Source organism: Burkholderia sp. 28_3 (assembly GCF_003253915.1).
Classification (GTDB): Bacteria; Pseudomonadota; Gammaproteobacteria; order Burkholderiales; family Burkholderiaceae; genus Burkholderia; species Burkholderia cenocepacia.
Genome location: NZ_QKZF01000004.1, coordinates 20,622 through 35,553, shown reverse-complemented (window position 1 = coordinate 35,553; position 14,932 = coordinate 20,622). Strand labels below are relative to the sequence as shown.

Below are 14,932 nucleotides of genomic sequence, written 5' to 3'. Positions count from 1 at the left end.
GCGCTCGCCCTCGCCGGCGGGCGCCTGCCCGCCGGTGGTCAGAACGAAAGCTGGATCGCGAGATCGATCGCCAGCAGTACGATCGAAAGCCCGATGCCGAGAATCACGTTCGGCAAGCGGTGCTCGAAATCGCGATGATCCTTGCGCATCGCGGCGCCGAGCAGGAAGATCGCCTCGACGACGATCTGCAGCCCGACGAACAGCAGCATCAGCAGATACTCGTAGCCCATCTGCTTGAACGCGACGAATTGCATCCCGTGATCGCGGATCCACTGGCCGACGCGCAGCAGTTCGTAGACGAACAGCAACGCAGGGAACAGGTAACTGATGAAGTAGGTCGGCGCGGTGGCGTGCCGTAGTTCGAGGTGGAAGTGCTGATGCGTGGTAGCCATCACAACCCTCCTTGCAACGCATGATTGCGGTCGCGACGGCGGCGCGTGTCGCGTGCGAACGACGGGATTGCCCGATGCGCAGTGCGCAGCCGTACGACATCAGCATACTGCCGCGCGGGAAATTTGGCATGCGAAGTGTGGGTTCGTTGTAACAATGTGTGTGCCACGCGACGCGTTGGCTGCGTCACCGTTTCGCTTCCGCGCCTTCGATGAACAGCTTCGCGACCGACTGAAACTCCCGTTTCAGCGACAGCCCCGGCACGGTCAGCCAGCGCAGCATCGCCGCGAGATACAGGTGATGGAACCAGGTCGCGAGCTGATCGGCCCGCAGCGCGGCGTTCAGTTCGCCGGCCTGCTGCCCGGCGGCGATCAGTTGCTGCCACACCCATGCGATGTCGCTGCCGTTCTCTCCCGCACGCGCCGGTTCGGCTGCGCCGATGCTCAGGAAGCGGTGCCGCAGGTACGCGAGCAGGTACGCCGGATGGTGCTCGCACCAGGCGGCTGACGCGTCGAGCACGCAGCCGATGCGCGACGCAAAGGTCTTGCGCCGCGCGACGTCGTGCTGCAGATGCGCGAGATCGCGCGCGAGTTCGCCTTCGAGCCAGTGCGCGAGCACGGCTTCCTTCGTCGGAAAGTGGTTGTACAGCGTGCGTTTCGCGACATCGGCCTGCGCGGCGATCTGCTCCATCGTGACGGCGTCGTAGCCGTGCGCATCGAACAGGCGCGCGCCGGTCGCGGCGAGATGCGCGAGCATCTGGATGCGTTTGCGCGCGCGGCGGCCCGGATCGTCGGTCGGAGTCGTCATGGCAGGGGATTGACTGAAAGTGTGCGGATTGCATTAGTATACGACGTGCACTTTTTTGAATCCAACCTTTTCCGCCGTGCACGAGGAGCCCCGCATGAAACTCGTCATCGCCACCTACGGCACCGAAGGCGACACGCGACCGCTCGCGGCGCTCGGTCGCGCGCTGCTGGATGCCGGCCACGACGTCCGGCTGCTGGCCGACGCGGCGACGCTCGGCTCGGCCGCCGCGCTCGGCGTGCCGTCGGCGCCGCTGTCCGGCGATATCCGTCGCGCGATCGCACCGGAAGGCGCGCTGGCCGATGCGGTGCGCGGGCGCGGCGGCTTCAACGATACGTCGAAGGCGCTCGCGCCGATCGCGAATGCGAACACGGCCGCATGGATGCAAGAAGTCGCGGACGCGTCGGCCGGGTGCGATGCGCTGCTCGTGTCGGGGCTCGCGTCGTTCGTCGGGCTGTCGGTCGCCGAGTATCGCCGCATACCGGCGATCGGCACGGGCATGATCCCGATCACGCCGACCGCCGAATTCGCGTCGCCGTTCCTGCCGCCGGGGAAGCTGCCGCGCTGGCTGAATCGCGCGAGCCATCGGCTCGTGAATGCGTTGCTGTGGCAGGCGTTCAGGAAGTCGACCAACGCGGCGCGCGCCAGCGTCTGCGGATTGCCGCCGCGCAAGCACGTGTGGACCGATCATCCGATGCTGTATGGCGTGTCGCCGGCGCTGCTGTCCGGTCCGGCCGACTGGCCGGCGAACGTGCACGCCTGCGGCCAGTGGCGGGTCGACGCGCGTGCGTGGACGCCGCCGCCCGAGCTGTCGGCGTTTCTCGACGCGGGCGAGCCGCCCGTGTACATCGGGTTCGGCAGCATGGCCGGCTTCGATCGGGCGGCGCTGGCCGCCGCGCTGACGCAGGCGCTGGCCGGCCGGCGCGCGCTGTTCTATCCGGGCTGGAGCGGCATCGACGCGTCGCTGCTGCCGGCGCACATTCGCGTGATCGGCGACACGCCGCACGATTGGCTGTTCCCGCGCGTCGCGATGGCGATGCATCACGGCGGGTCGGGCACCACGCATTCGGCGGCGCGGGCCGGCATTCCGTCGGTGGTCGTGCCGTTCGCGGGCGATCAGTTCTTCTGGGCGAACCGGCTGCAACGGCTCGGTGTCGCCGATGCGCCGGTCGCGGGGCGGCGCGTGGAGGCGGCCGCGCTGGCACGGGCGATCGCGTTTGCCGAACGCGGCGAGACGAAGACGCGTGCGGCGGCGCTCGGCACGCGCATCGCGCAGGAGGAGGGATTGCAGCGGGCCGTCAGTGCGATCGAACGATGGGCGCGACCGCGTGCGAGGTGAGCGCGCGCCGCGGCATCAGAAATGCCCGGTGAAACGGTAGCGGCTGCCCGGGTGCCACAGATTCGCGATCGACGCGACCAGCCCCTGCGACCACGTGCGCCGATGCAGCAGCAGGCACGGCTCGCGATCGTCCATCGTCAGGTGGCGGCGCGTTTCGGCATCGGGCATCGCGGCCTCGATCCGGTATTCGACGCGCTGCAGCGGCGCGACGCGCGTCAGGTACTGGTTCGGCGTCGTCGTCGTGAAGTCCTGCAACGCGTATTCGGGTGCGCAGGCCGGATTGACCCAGCGTTCCTCGAGTTGCACGGGCGTGTCGTTCTCGAAATGCAGCACGCGCGAATGGAAGATCGGGCTGCCGGTGTCGAGCCGCAGTTCGTCGGCGAGCTTCGCATCGGCGACGGCCGCGCCGACCTGCAGCACCTGCGCGCGATAGCCGTGGCCGCGCGCGGCGACTTCGTCGGAGATGCTGCGGATCGCGACCAGCGTCGATTCGTATTTCGGTGACGCGACATACGTGCCGGAGCCGCGCGTGCGCGTGAGCACCTGTTCGGCCGTCAGCTCGCGCAGCGCGCGGTTGACGGTCATCCGCGCGACGTTGAATTCGCGTGCGAGCTCGTTCTCCGACGGCACCTGGTCGCCTTCCGCCCATTCGCCGGCATGAATGCGCGCGAGGATGAAGTCCTTGATTTCCTGATAGATCGGTGTGGTCATGGGATCACGATTTCTGGGTCGGCGGCGGGCCGCCGCCGAATGCCGATCCGGCGCGCGCCCGGCGCCGAGTGTACCGGTTTCGCGGGCGCGCCGGCCCGGATTCCCCGAATGATCCCTGTTCGGCCGGCGCGCGTCCATGCGGGATTGCACAGAGCGGCCGGCCTGCGACGGCTCGCTTGCGGTCAGAACCGATGCCGGATGCCGACCGTCGCGACCACCTGCGTGCGGGTCGACGAGGCCGCGACGCCCGTGACGTTCGCGAACCCGAGCGTCGCGCCCGACGGCACGCCGAACTGGTGCTGATACACGGTTTCCGCATACACGTCGGTGCGCTTGCTCAGCGCGTAGTCGGCCATCAGCGTCACCTGGTGCCACTTCGGCCGGTGGCTGCCGGTGGCATCGTCGTAACGGCCGTCGGTGAACGTATAGGCACCCGCGAACGAGACCGCCGGCGTCAGCGCATAGCGCGCGTTGATCTCGTAGTTGTCGAAGCGCAGCGCGTTCAGCGCGCCCGGCAGCGACGACGCGGCCGTTTCGTCGAACATCGCGTGCGTCCACACCGCGCCGATCGTCAGCCGGTCGAACGCGTAGCTGCCGCCGGCGCCCATCACGCGCTGCCGGACGGCCGGGAAGTTCGGTGCGTCGTTGGTCGACAGTGCGCCGCCGGCCGTCAGCCCGCCGCGATTGAGCTGCAGGTACGCGGCGCCGACGCTGACCGGCCCGTTCGCATACGACACGCCGGCGCTGTATGCGCGGTTGTTCGCGAAGCCGCCGGCCGCGTTGCCGAACCCGTACAGGCCGCCGAACTGCCAGCCCGCGAGTGTCGGACTCGTGTATTTCACCGCGTTGTCGATGTAGAACGAATCGTCGAGGTTGTCGTTGTCGAACGGATGCGACGCGAGGTTGTTGCCGTCGCCGTTGTTCGCCATCGCGAGCGGGCCGAGATAGTCGACCACGGCGTCGTACTGGCGGCCGAGCGTCAGCGCGCCGTATCGATCGCTCTGCAGGCCGACGTACGCGCGGCGACCGAACAGCGTGTTTCGATAGGACTGCGTGCCGTTGTTCAGGTTGAAGCCGCTTTCGAGCCGGAACAGCGCATGCAGGCCGCCGCCGAGATCCTCGTTGCCGCTCAGCCCGAAGACCGTATTCGACAGCAGGCCGCTGCCTTGCTGCCACGCGCTTTTGCCCGACTGGTTGTTCGTATAGGCGATACCGGCATCCAGCATCCCGTAGAGCGTGACGCTGCTTTGCGCATGCGCGACGGCGCCGAAGCATGCGAGCGAGAGGGTACCGACGACTGCTTTTTTCATTGCGTGTGTTTCCTGGAAAGGCCCGTTGCGACGGGAACGGCGATCCGCCGCGCGGATCCGTGCGGACCCGTGCGTGCGAATCGATGAAAAAGGGGGCGTGCGTGACGCGTGTCACGCGCGGCGGGGACGAACGCCGCTAGTGCTGCAACAGGCGGATCGCGCCGAACTCGGCGGCCGGCAGCAGGCGCAGGATCGACAGGATCGCGGGCGACGCCTGTGACCGTGCGACTTCGAGTTCGATGCACGCGCGCCCGGTGCGGCGGTCGAGCGCGGCCGTGTAGCAGTTCAGTGCGGCGCCGACGGCCTGATGCAAGCGACGTCGCACGACCGCGAGGTTGTCCGATTCGACGCGGATCGACAGCAGCACGAGCGTGTCCGCGGGAGCGCGACGCCGCGAGCGAGCGGGCGGCAGATGGCGTGAAGCAGCGGATTCGGTTCTGGTCGGTTTCATGGCCTCATCCCCGGTCGCGGCGCGCGCTGCACGGCGGAGATCTCGTTCTCGACATGGCGCCCATTCTAGAAATCGCCGCGGCGAGACGGTGTATAGACTCGCCGCGCGTCTGCAAAGGATGCGTAAACGCGCTGCGTTGGCGACCGAAGGCGGAAAGGGCAGGATGAGCCGGCGGCGGCCACGCCGTCGTTGGACGAACGTCAGGCCGGTTCGGAAAACACGGTGCGGCGGCCGACAAAGTCTAGACAGGTGCCGGGCCCTGCCCGGCTGCCGCCGTACGCCGCAAGAAAGCCTCCATTCAGCCCCGCGTAATCCATAATTAATTGAAAATTAAGGAAAATCCTGTCGACGCTCCTAATCCGCCGACAATTAGAGATAAACACGGATTGCTGACCCTATCCTGGAAAAGGCAAAGTTGTATGTACAACTTGGAACATCGCCGGAACACGCGATTACCCGGTTGGAAGGATTCACGGCGGGCAGCCCGACCGGAATCCGCCCCAGTCCGCCTCTGACAGGAACGCCATGAAGAAACTCGCGCTCAGTATTGCCCTCGCCTGCCTCGCGGTCGGTGCCCACGCCAAGGATTGGTCGACGATCCGTTTCGGCGTCGACGCCAGCTACCCGCCGTTCGAATCGAAGGACGCAAGCGGCAAGGTCGTCGGCTTCGACGTCGACCTCGGCAACGAGATCTGCGCCCGCCTGAAGGCGAAATGCGTGTGGATCGAGAACGATTTCGACGGGATGATCCCGGCGCTGAAGGCGAAGAAGTTCGACGGCGTGCTGTCGTCGATGTCGATGACGCCGGCGCGCGCCGAGCAGATCGCGTTCTCCGACAAGCTGTTCAACACGCCGACGCGCCTCGTCGCGAAGAAGGGCGCGAACCTGCAGCCGACGGCCGAATCGCTGAAGGGCAAGTCGGTCGGCGTCGAGCAGGGCACCATCCAGGAAACCTACGCGAAGGCGTACTGGGCGCCGAAGGGCGTGCAGGTCGTGCCTTACCAGAACCAGGACGGCGTGTACCAGGACCTGATGTCGGGCCGCCTCGACGCGGCGCTGCAGGACGCGGTGCAGGCCGACATCGGCTTCCTGAAGACGCCGCGCGGTGCGAACTTCCAGTTCGCCGGCGGCGACATCGACGATCCGAAGACGCTCGGCAACGGCGCCGGCATCGGCCTGCGCAAGGACGACGCCGACCTGAAGGCGAAGATCGACCACGCGATCGCCGACATCATCAAGGACGGCACCTACAAGAAGCTCGAGAAGAAGTACTTCGCGTTCGACGTCTACGGCGGCTGACCGCGCGGGCGGCGCGCATCGATGGCGGCGCGCCGCCTGCGTTGCCGGATGCCGCACCGTGCGCGGGCCGCGTCCGGCTTGATGAGCAGGCTGCATCACGTCGTGCGCAGAACTCGTTTGCTGCGCGCTTAATGGCTATTGACAATCCAGCCACCTCGTTCTGGGTTCCTCATATGATCTTCCAAGGATTTGGCCCGCTGCTGTGGGCCGGCACGGTCGAGACCGTGAAGCTCGCGGTGCTGTCGCTCGCCGCGTCGCTGATACTGGGCCTCGCGGGCGCGGCCGCGAAACTGTCGGCCAACCGCGTGCTCAAGTCGGTCGGCACGTTCTATACGACGCTGATCCGCGCGGTGCCCGATCTCGTGCTGATGCTGCTGCTGTTCTACGGGATCCAGATCCTGCTGAACGACGTGACCGACCTGCTCGGCTGGGACCAGATCGACATCGACCCGTTCGTGGCCGGCGTCGTGACGCTCGGCTTCATCTACGGCGCGTACTTCACCGAGACGTTCCGCGGCGCGTTCCTCGCGGTGCCGCGCGGCCAGCTCGAAGCCGGCTTCGCGTACGGGATGAGCGGCTGGCGCGTGTTTCACCGCATCCTGTTCCCGCAGATGATGCGCTTCGCGCTGCCGGGCATCGGCAACAACTGGCAGGTGCTCGTGAAGGCCACCGCGCTCGTGTCGATCATCGGCCTCGCGGACGTCGTGAAGGCGTCGCAGGACGCCGGCAAGAGCACGCTCGATTTCTTCTTCTTCACGCTGGCTGCGGGCGCGATCTACCTCGCGATCACGACGGTGTCGAACGTCGTGCTGCATCACCTCGAGAAGCGTTATTCCGTCGGTGTCCGGAGGCTCGCACTATGATCGAACTCGTCAGCCAGTACTGGCAAAACTATCTCTATTCCGACGGCTACCGCTTCAGCGGCCTTGCGATCACGCTGTGGCTGCTGGTCGTGTCGATCGCGTTCGGTTTCGCGCTCGCCGTGCCGCTCGCGATCGCGCGGGCGTCGTCGAACCGCTGGATCTCGGGCCCCGTGTGGCTCTATACGTACGTGTTCCGCGGCACGCCGCTCTACGTGCAGCTGCTGATGTGCTACACGGGCATCTACAGCCTGCAGGTCGTGCACGACCACGTGCTGCTCGACACGTTCTTCCGCAACGCGATGAACTGCACGCTGCTCGCGTTCGTGCTGAACGAATGCGCGTATGCGACGGAGATCTTCGCGGGCGCGATCAAGGCGACGTCGTCCGGCGAGATCGAAGCCGGGATGGCCTATGGGATGTCGCGCTTCAAGCTCTATACGCGCATCATCCTGCCGTCCGCGCTGCGCCGCTCGCTGCCGAGCTACAGCAACGAAGTGATCCTGATGCTGCATGCGACGACGCTCGCGTTCACCGCGACCGTGCCCGACATCCTGAAGGTCACGCGCGACGTCAATTCGGCGACCTACATGTCGTTCCAGGCCTACGGCATCGCAGCCGTGCTGTACGCCGTCGTCGTGTTCGCGCTCATCTGGGCGTTCCGCAAGCTCGAGACGCGCTGGCTCGCGTACCTCGCGCCGCGCAGCCATTAACGCATCCGCAAGATCCGCAACGAAGGACCCAGCATGTACAAGCTTACCGTTGACAACCTGCACAAGAAATTCGGCGACAACGAGGTGTTGAAGGGCGTGTCGATGAAGGCGAAGGCCGGCGACGTGATCAGCATCATCGGCTCGAGCGGCTCCGGCAAGAGCACGTTCCTGCGCTGCATCAACTTCCTCGAACAGCCGTGCTCGGGGCAGATCACGATCGGCAGCGAGCCGATCCAGACCACGCGCGACCGCAACGGGTCGCTGCGCGTGGCCGACCAGAAGCAGTTGCAGCGGATGCGCACGAAGCTGTCGATGGTGTTCCAGCACTTCAACCTGTGGGCGCACATGACGGTGCTCGAGAACGTGATCGAGGCGCCGATGGCCGTGCTCGGGGTCGGCAAGGACGAAGCGATCGCGCGGGCGCGCAAGTATCTGGAGAAGGTCGGCCTCGCGCCGCGCGTCGAGGGCATGTATCCGTCGCATCTGTCGGGCGGTCAGCAGCAGCGCGTCGCGATCGCGCGCGCACTCGCGATGGAGCCGGAAGTGATGCTGTTCGACGAGCCGACGTCGGCGCTCGATCCGGAACTGGTGGGCGAAGTGCTGAAGGTGATGCAGAAGCTCGCCGAGGAAGGGCGCACGATGGTCGTCGTCACGCACGAGATGGGCTTCGCGCGCAACGTATCGAACCACGTGATCTTCCTGCATCAGGGGAAGATCGAGGAGGAGGGCGATCCGCAGCAGATCCTCGTGAATCCAAAGAGCGAGCGGCTCGGGCAGTTTCTGTCGGGGCGGTTGAAGTAATAAACGCGTCTGCCGGTTGCATCGCAACGCCCGTGAAGCCGCGCAGGCTTCACGGGCGTTCACGCGGGTAACGCCTGCTATTGCGCGAGCGCGTCCGTCAACGGCCGCTGCGCGACCTGGACGAGAGTGTCGCGGCCCGCGCTCGGGCTCGACCATTGCAGATGCATGCTGGCCGGCCCGCTCGCATGCACGTACTCGACGCGGATCGGCACGTTCCGCTTCTGCGACAGGTGGATGCGGCCCTTCGCGGTCGCGAGTCCCGGCTGTTCCTTGTCGATCACCTTGCGGCCGTCGATCCACACGCGCGCGACGTTGTCGCTCGTCACGCTGAACGTGTAGTTGTCGGCCTTCGGAATGTCGAGCGCGCCGGTCCAGCGGATCGCATAGTTCGTCGCATTCATCCCCTTCGACGCATCGGGCGAATCGGTGCCGCGCTCGGTGTTCAGGTCGAAATCGACCAGCGGCGTGATCGACGAGAACACCGGCGTCGTGAACGTCGTGTCGTTGTAGTACGTCGCGTTCAGCACGCGCAGCCGCGAGCTGAACGCGCTCGCGAGCGCCTGCACCTCGGCCGTGCTCCACGGGTGACCGTCGGGGTAGAGCGTGCCCTGGAACGGCGTCGCCGGCTCGACGGTCGCCGGGGCGGACGCCGTCTGCCCCCAGTGGAAGCGCGTATTCGTGCGGCCGATCATCAACTCCCACACGAGGAAGCCCGTCTTGCCGCCGTAGGTGGATGCGATGCCGGCCATCGTCTGGCCTGCCTGGCCGCCCGGCCAGCCGCGCTGCAGCGTTTCCGAATTCAGGCTGTCGAGCAGGCTCGGCGGCAGCGAGTAGTCGGGTGTCGTCGCGTTGAGCGCGTACGGGTGGAACGCATGGAAGTCGGAGAAGTAATCGCCTTCCGGCTCCTGCACGTTCGGCGAATTGATCGGCTGCGTCGCGCCCGCGTTCAGGATCGCGATGCGCGCGTCGTTCATCATCAGCGCGCGCGTCGGCTGCAGCGCGCCGTTGCCGCTGCAGCCGGGCTCGTTCATCGGCTCCCAGTACAGGATGCGCGGGTCGTTGCGGTGCGCGGACACGAAATCGGCGATGTAGTGCTGCAGGTCCTGCTTGTAGGTGGTCGACGCGCCGGCCGCGATCGGCTGCAGGTACTGCTGCTCGACCGACTGCCCGGGCGACTGCACCCAGCGGCTGTTGTGCACGCCGAAGATCGGCGCGGGCTGCGGGCCGTACGCGGGATCGACGTGCCAGCAATCGTCGTAGAAGATCGGCGCGACCTTCAGCCCGTGGCGCGCGGCGATCTCGAGCAGGCTGTCGAACTTCGCGAGGAACGCGTCGCGATCGTTGACCCAGTTCAGGTAGTGCAGGTACACGGTGATCGTGTTCATCCCGTACGTCTGCGCGTAGTCGAGCTCGCGGTCGACGATCGCCGGATCGTAGTGCTGCCAGAAATCGATCGCGTTGACGGCATTCCACGGGTTGTACACGGCGCCCACCACGCGCGAGAAGTCGTAGGTTTTCGGCGCGACGTCCGGATGGCGGCTCACGGTCACGTTGCTGAACGCGACGCTCGCGCCGAAGCGGCGCAGCCCGAACGCGCCCGCGCGCAGCGCGGTCGTCAGGCCGCTCGTCGCGTCGTTGATGCTGATCACCTGCGCGCCGTCGACATACACGTCGATCGCGTTGTTGCGCGTGACGACCTTCAGGTGATGCGTGCTGCCCGGCACGACCGCGGGCGCCGGGTAGTCGATGAAGTCGGTCCAGTTGTTCTGCTCGCGGCCGACCTGCACCACGTGGCGCACCGCGTCGAGCCCGATGTAGTAGCCCGTCAGCGCATCGGTGCCGACCGACGGGTTCGTCACGTGCACGATGAAGCCCGCATTCGCGGTATTCGCGCCGGGCGCGGGCGCGCCGATCGTCACGTCCGCTTCGTACGACGCGTGGCCGTACGCCGGATGCTGCGCGTTGGTGACGAGCTTCGCGCCGTCCGTGCTCGTGCCGTCGATCCGGATCGTGTTCGTGCCGCCGCTCGTCCACGCCGGACCGTACGTATCGAAATCGGCGAGCGTCAGCGTTTGCGTGTCGGTCGCGACGGGCGGTGGCGGCGGCGCATACGGCGGCACGCCGCGCGACGACACGCGCAGCGCGGGCGTCGGCCCCGGCAGGCCGAGCGTGACCAGCTGGTTCGGGAAATGCGACGGGCCGCCGTGACCCATGTTCATGAAATCGCTGGATGCGGCGGCGTTGGCCGTGGCCGCACCGTCGCTGGACGCGGCATCGACGGACGCATGCGCGGCAAGCGCGGATGCCGACGGGGCGGACGAATCATCGCCGCCGCACGAGGCGAGCAAGACGAAGACCGCGAGCGCGGCGGGCTTGAGACGAGACGTGATAGTCATTCTGGACTCCGGATCAATGGGGAGAAGCGGACGACTGGTGACTCGATGCGATGAAGCGGTGCCCGGACGGCAAGCGTCGCGGCACGGTGCGCGTGTGATGTGCGGACGGCACGGAGCGGGCCGCGCGGCGGGTTCGCGCGCGGTCGCTTCCGGTCACCGTCTCGTCGTGTTGTTCTGCCGTGGCCCGGGGTTCTGCCCGATGCCGACGCAAGTATAGAAATGCCGGGAAAATATTACTAATAATTTAGTGATGGTGTTTACCCTCGAATGGGCTGCAACGGAGGGCAAGCGGGGGGCGACAGGGCGTGCAAGCACGCGTGGGCAGCGAATGTGCCGCCCGCGTCGCAGGGGGGTGTCGGAAGGAGGAAGGGGTGCGCCTACGCGCTCGCCGATTGCGCGGCCGTCTCGACGGTCCGCACCGACCCGCGCTCGACGAGCGGCCCGTCGAGCTTGATCGCGCGGCGGCGCACGGGCATGCCGACCGCACGGTTCTGTTCTTCCTGCAGCAGGATCTCGACCGCCCAGCGGCCCAGCTCGTAGTTCGGCAGCACGATCGTCGACAACGGCGGGTGCGTGTGCCGCGCGATTTCCTGGTCGTCGTAGCCGAGCACCGAGATGTCGTCGGGCACGCGCATGCCGAGATGCTTGACGGCCTCGATCGCGCCGATCGCCATCAGGTCGTTCGCGCAGAAGATCGCGGTGGGCGGGTTCGGCTCGCGCAGCAGCGACAGCGTCTGCTCGAAGCCGGTGTCGGAGCCCCAGTCGCCGTCGCGCACGAGTTCCGGCGCGAACGGGATGTCGGCCGTGGCCAGCGCGGTGCGATAGCCCTTCAGCCGATCCTTCGCGGCGTCCTGCCACGGCTCGCCGTTGACGTAGCCGATGCGCCGGTGGCCCGCGCGCAGCAGGTATTCGGTCGCCGCATGGCCGCCCGCGACTTCGGCCGGCACGATCGACGACAGCCCGCTGTCCGTCGTGTAGCAGTTGAGCAGCACGGCCGGCACGCGCAGCAGCTCGGCCGGCAACGCGACCTTGCGCGTATAGACGGTCGCATAGACGACGCCGAGCAGGTTCGGCATCGCGAGCACCGATTCGAGCACCTGGCGCTCGATGTCGACGTTGCCGTGCGTCGAGTACACGGCGAGCAGCTTGCCGTTGGCATACGCCGCGTCGCGCGCGCCGTCGATGTTGACGACCGGGTGCGGGCTCGTCGAGATTTCGTCGGCCAGATAGACGATCAGGTCGCGCTCGCCGCCGTGCGTCATCGTCACTTCGCGCGGCAGGAACCGGTAGCCGAGCTCGTGCGCGATCTTCAGCACTTTTTCGCGCGTGGCGTCCGAGAACTTGGTGCCCGCCGCGTTGTTCAGCACGAGGGAGACGGTGGATTGCGACACGCCGGCAAGCTTGGCGATGTCGGTCATCGTGGGGCGACGTTGAGTAGAGCGTTTCACGGTAGGAGCGCGGTCCGGCCTCGGCAGGATGGGCAAATAAAGTCGGTGATGAACAGCGGGTCGGATCAATCTGACCCGACGGTAACATCGGCCATTCGGGCCGGCAATCAAGCTTTACGCGTGTTCCGCCGGATGCGTGGATGTCCGGATAATAATATCAACAAATATTATTGACCACGCGGGCGGCGCCGTGCCATCCTTGGCCGCACATGCCCGCGGCCGGATGCTGCATGCCGGCGACGGGGTCGTCAGCTTCATCCCGGGATGATCGATGCCGATGGGAATGCCCCGCCACACCGACCTGATCGAACTCGCCAGCGGGTCGACCCGCGTCCGCGTCGCGCCGCTGGCCGGCGGCTCGATCGCCGCGTACTACGACGAAGCGCCGGACGGCCCGCAGCACTGGTTTCGCCCGACCACCGACGCGGCGCTCGCGAGCGGCGATCCGCTGCGCTTCGCGAGCTTCCCGCTGTTTCCGTACTGCAACCGCATCCGCGACGCGAAGTTCGAATTCGACGGCCGCACGATCGACCTGTCCGGCCCGGACGATGCGTATCGTCACGCGCTGCACGGGCACGGCTGGCTGCGTCCGTGGCAGGTCGAGCGGCGCGACGAGATGCAGGTCGACCTGCGCTTCGAACATCGCCCCGATACAAGCCGCGCGGGCGACTGGCCGTTCCATTACGAGGCGCGCCAGTCGATCCGGCTCGACGGCCCCGTGCTGTCGATCACGCTGTCCGCGCGCAACCTCGGCGCACAGCCGATGCCGTTCGGCATGGGCCATCACCCGTATTACCTGCGCACGCCGCACACCGTCGTGAAGGCGCACGTCGACGCGATGTGGCATGCCGATGCGGACGTGCTGCCTACCCACGTCGGCGATCACCCGGCCGTCGCCGCGCTGCGCGGCGGGATGCCGGTCGATGCATTCGAACTCGACAACAATTTCGTCGGCTGGTCGCGCGAAGCCGCGGTGATCTGGCCGGAGCGCGGCCGGCAGCTGGTGCTGCAGGCCGAGCAGCCGTTCGATCAGCTCGTCGTGTACGCGCCGTCGGGCGCCGACGCGCTGTGCGTCGAGCCCGTCACGAACACGACGGACAGCTTCAATGCAACGGAACCCGCGTCGCTCGTCGGCGGCTGCGTGCTGGCGCCGGGCGAGTCGCTGCAGGCGACGTTGCGGTGGACGCCGGGCCCCGCCTGACGGGTCCGGCGATACGGGATTATCCTGAGTCGGGCAGGCGATAATATCGAGTAATAATATTAATTCGTGACGCCGATGCCGTCCGCAGGCGACGGGGCGCGGGCCGATCACGCCATCACAACATTTGGAGACGATGATGCCGAGCCGTGCAAAGCTGCAACGTATCGTGGTGACGATGGGTGTGACGCTCGGATGCGTCGCGATCGCGCATGCGCAGGACAATGCGCAGAAGGTCGGTGCGAATTCCGCGCAGACCTGCACGAATCCGAAGCCGGGCGGCGTGAAGCTGACCGATCTCGTCGTCGGCTTCTCGCAGTCCGAGAACGAACAGAACCCGTTCCGCGCGACCGAAACCGCGTCGGTGCGTGCCGCCGCGAAGGCGGCCGGCGTCAAGCGGCTGCTGTATACGAATGCGAACGCGAACCAGGCGAAGCAGGTCGCGGATATCGAAAGCATGATCAACCAGGGCGCACAGGCGCTGATCGTCGCGCCGAACGATTCGACCGGCCTGCAGCCCGCGCTCGCGCAGGCGCGCGCGAAGGGCATTCCGGTCGTCACGATCGACCGCCAGACGGCCGGCACGCCGTGCCAGGATTTCATCACGTTCCTCGGCTCCGACTTCTTCCGGCAGGGGCAGCGCGCCGCGCAGGCGCTCGCCGATGCGACGGGCGGCAAAGCCGTGATCGCCGAGATCCAGGGCGGCTACGGCAATACCGTCGAGAGCCAGCGCACCGACGGCTTCGCCGACGGCCTGAAGAAATTCCCGACCATGAAGATCGTCGCGTCGCAAACCGCGAACTGGTCGGCCACCGAAGCGCAGAAGGTGATGGAGCAGGTATTGCTCGCGCATCCGGACGTGAACGCCGTCTACGCGCAGGCCGACACGATGGCGCTCGGCGCGATGACCGCGTTGCGGCAGGCCGGCAAGCAGCGCGGCGTGACGGTCGTGTCGATCGACGGCACCAAGGACTTCGTCACCGCGATCGCGAACGGTTCGGCCGCGGCGAGCGTCGAGACGAACCCGCGCTTCGGCCCGCTCGCGTTCAAGTCGCTCGAAGCATGGTTCGCCGGCAAGCCGGTCGCGCAGAAGCAGATCATGGATGACGCGCTGTACGACAAGGCGAACGCGAAGCATTCGCTCGAAGCGAACCTCGTCTACTGACCGGCCGGCAAACGCTCGGCAATCGCTCAATCGCTGCTCAACCGCTC

At 66.9% G+C, this 14,932-nt stretch carries 14 protein-coding genes; 7 read left to right on the top strand and 7 right to left on the bottom strand.

The genetic code is table 11. The features are described from left to right. Positions 1–38: 38 nt before the first annotated feature. On the bottom strand, positions 39–392 hold the full coding sequence (locus DFS13_RS10815) for a hypothetical protein (protein WP_006482519.1): 354 nt from the start codon (positions 390–392) through the stop codon (positions 39–41). Between the two features lie 184 nt (positions 393–576). Further along, positions 577–1,197 carry a TetR/AcrR family transcriptional regulator gene (locus DFS13_RS10805; RefSeq protein ID WP_006482520.1) on the bottom strand — a complete coding sequence of 207 codons (621 nt, stop codon included), beginning with the start codon at positions 1,195–1,197 and terminating at the stop codon, positions 577–579. A 94-nt stretch (positions 1,198–1,291) separates the two neighbouring features. On the opposite strand from DFS13_RS10805, the gene DFS13_RS10800 reads away from it, so the two are divergent. Continuing rightward, a complete protein-coding gene (locus DFS13_RS10800) occupies positions 1,292–2,533 on the top strand; it encodes a glycosyltransferase (protein ID WP_111441719.1) in 1,242 nt (413 codons plus the stop codon). A gap of 15 nt (positions 2,534–2,548) precedes the next feature. On the opposite strand, the gene hutC is transcribed toward DFS13_RS10800, so the two are convergent. The 3 genes from hutC to DFS13_RS10785 all read right to left on the bottom strand — a co-directional run bounded on the left by hutC (position 2,549) and on the right by DFS13_RS10785 (position 5,005). Continuing rightward, positions 2,549–3,244, bottom strand: coding sequence for a histidine utilization repressor (hutC, locus tag DFS13_RS10795; protein ID WP_006482530.1), 696 nt, complete (start codon positions 3,242–3,244; stop codon positions 2,549–2,551). A 182-nt stretch (positions 3,245–3,426) separates the two neighbouring features. Further along, entirely contained in the window at positions 3,427–4,554 is a 1,128-nt protein-coding gene (locus DFS13_RS10790; RefSeq protein ID WP_006482532.1) for a porin, read from the bottom strand. Positions 4,555–4,690: 136 nt separating this feature from the next. Beyond that, positions 4,691–5,005: a hypothetical protein gene (locus DFS13_RS10785; RefSeq protein ID WP_080431260.1), complete on the bottom strand. Its 315-nt coding sequence runs from the start codon at positions 5,003–5,005 to the stop codon at positions 4,691–4,693. Between the two features lie 525 nt (positions 5,006–5,530). On the opposite strand from DFS13_RS10785, the gene DFS13_RS10775 reads away from it, so the two are divergent. The 4 genes from DFS13_RS10775 to DFS13_RS10760 all read left to right on the top strand — a co-directional run bounded on the left by DFS13_RS10775 (position 5,531) and on the right by DFS13_RS10760 (position 8,678). After that, on the top strand, positions 5,531–6,304 hold the full coding sequence (locus tag DFS13_RS10775; protein ID WP_006482536.1) for an ABC transporter substrate-binding protein: 774 nt from the start codon (positions 5,531–5,533) through the stop codon (positions 6,302–6,304). Positions 6,305–6,477: 173 nt separating this feature from the next. After that, positions 6,478–7,167, top strand: a complete 690-nt coding sequence (locus DFS13_RS10770) for an ABC transporter permease (protein WP_006482533.1) — start codon at positions 6,478–6,480, stop codon at positions 7,165–7,167. Then, positions 7,164–7,877 carry an ABC transporter permease gene (locus DFS13_RS10765; RefSeq protein WP_006482521.1) on the top strand — a complete coding sequence of 238 codons (714 nt, stop codon included), beginning with the start codon at positions 7,164–7,166 and terminating at the stop codon, positions 7,875–7,877. The genes DFS13_RS10770 and DFS13_RS10765 overlap by 4 nt, the downstream gene beginning before the upstream one ends. A 33-nt stretch (positions 7,878–7,910) precedes the next feature. Beyond that, the gene (locus DFS13_RS10760) at positions 7,911–8,678 is read left to right on the top strand and encodes an ABC transporter ATP-binding protein (RefSeq protein ID WP_006482526.1); all 768 of its coding nucleotides are present in this window, start codon (positions 7,911–7,913) and stop codon (positions 8,676–8,678) included. A gap of 77 nt (positions 8,679–8,755) precedes the next feature. On the opposite strand, the gene DFS13_RS10755 is transcribed toward DFS13_RS10760, so the two are convergent. Next, complete coding sequence (locus DFS13_RS10755) at positions 8,756–11,074, bottom strand: PA14 domain-containing protein (protein WP_034202680.1); 2,319 nt, start codon at positions 11,072–11,074, stop codon at positions 8,756–8,758. A 377-nt stretch (positions 11,075–11,451) separates the two neighbouring features. Beyond that, the gene (locus DFS13_RS10750; RefSeq protein ID WP_006496055.1) at positions 11,452–12,492 is read right to left on the bottom strand and encodes a LacI family DNA-binding transcriptional regulator; all 1,041 of its coding nucleotides are present in this window, start codon (positions 12,490–12,492) and stop codon (positions 11,452–11,454) included. Between the two features lie 313 nt (positions 12,493–12,805). Between DFS13_RS10750 and DFS13_RS10745 the strand changes: the two genes are divergently transcribed. Both DFS13_RS10745 and DFS13_RS10740 read left to right on the top strand, forming a co-directional pair. Beyond that, positions 12,806–13,723 (top strand): aldose 1-epimerase, encoded by a 918-nt coding sequence (locus DFS13_RS10745; protein ID WP_006493769.1) that lies wholly within the window; start codon positions 12,806–12,808, stop codon positions 13,721–13,723. Between the two features lie 133 nt (positions 13,724–13,856). After that, on the top strand, positions 13,857–14,885 hold the full coding sequence (locus DFS13_RS10740) for an ABC transporter substrate-binding protein (protein ID WP_080431259.1): 1,029 nt from the start codon (positions 13,857–13,859) through the stop codon (positions 14,883–14,885). The last annotated feature ends 47 nt before the right edge of the window (positions 14,886–14,932 follow it).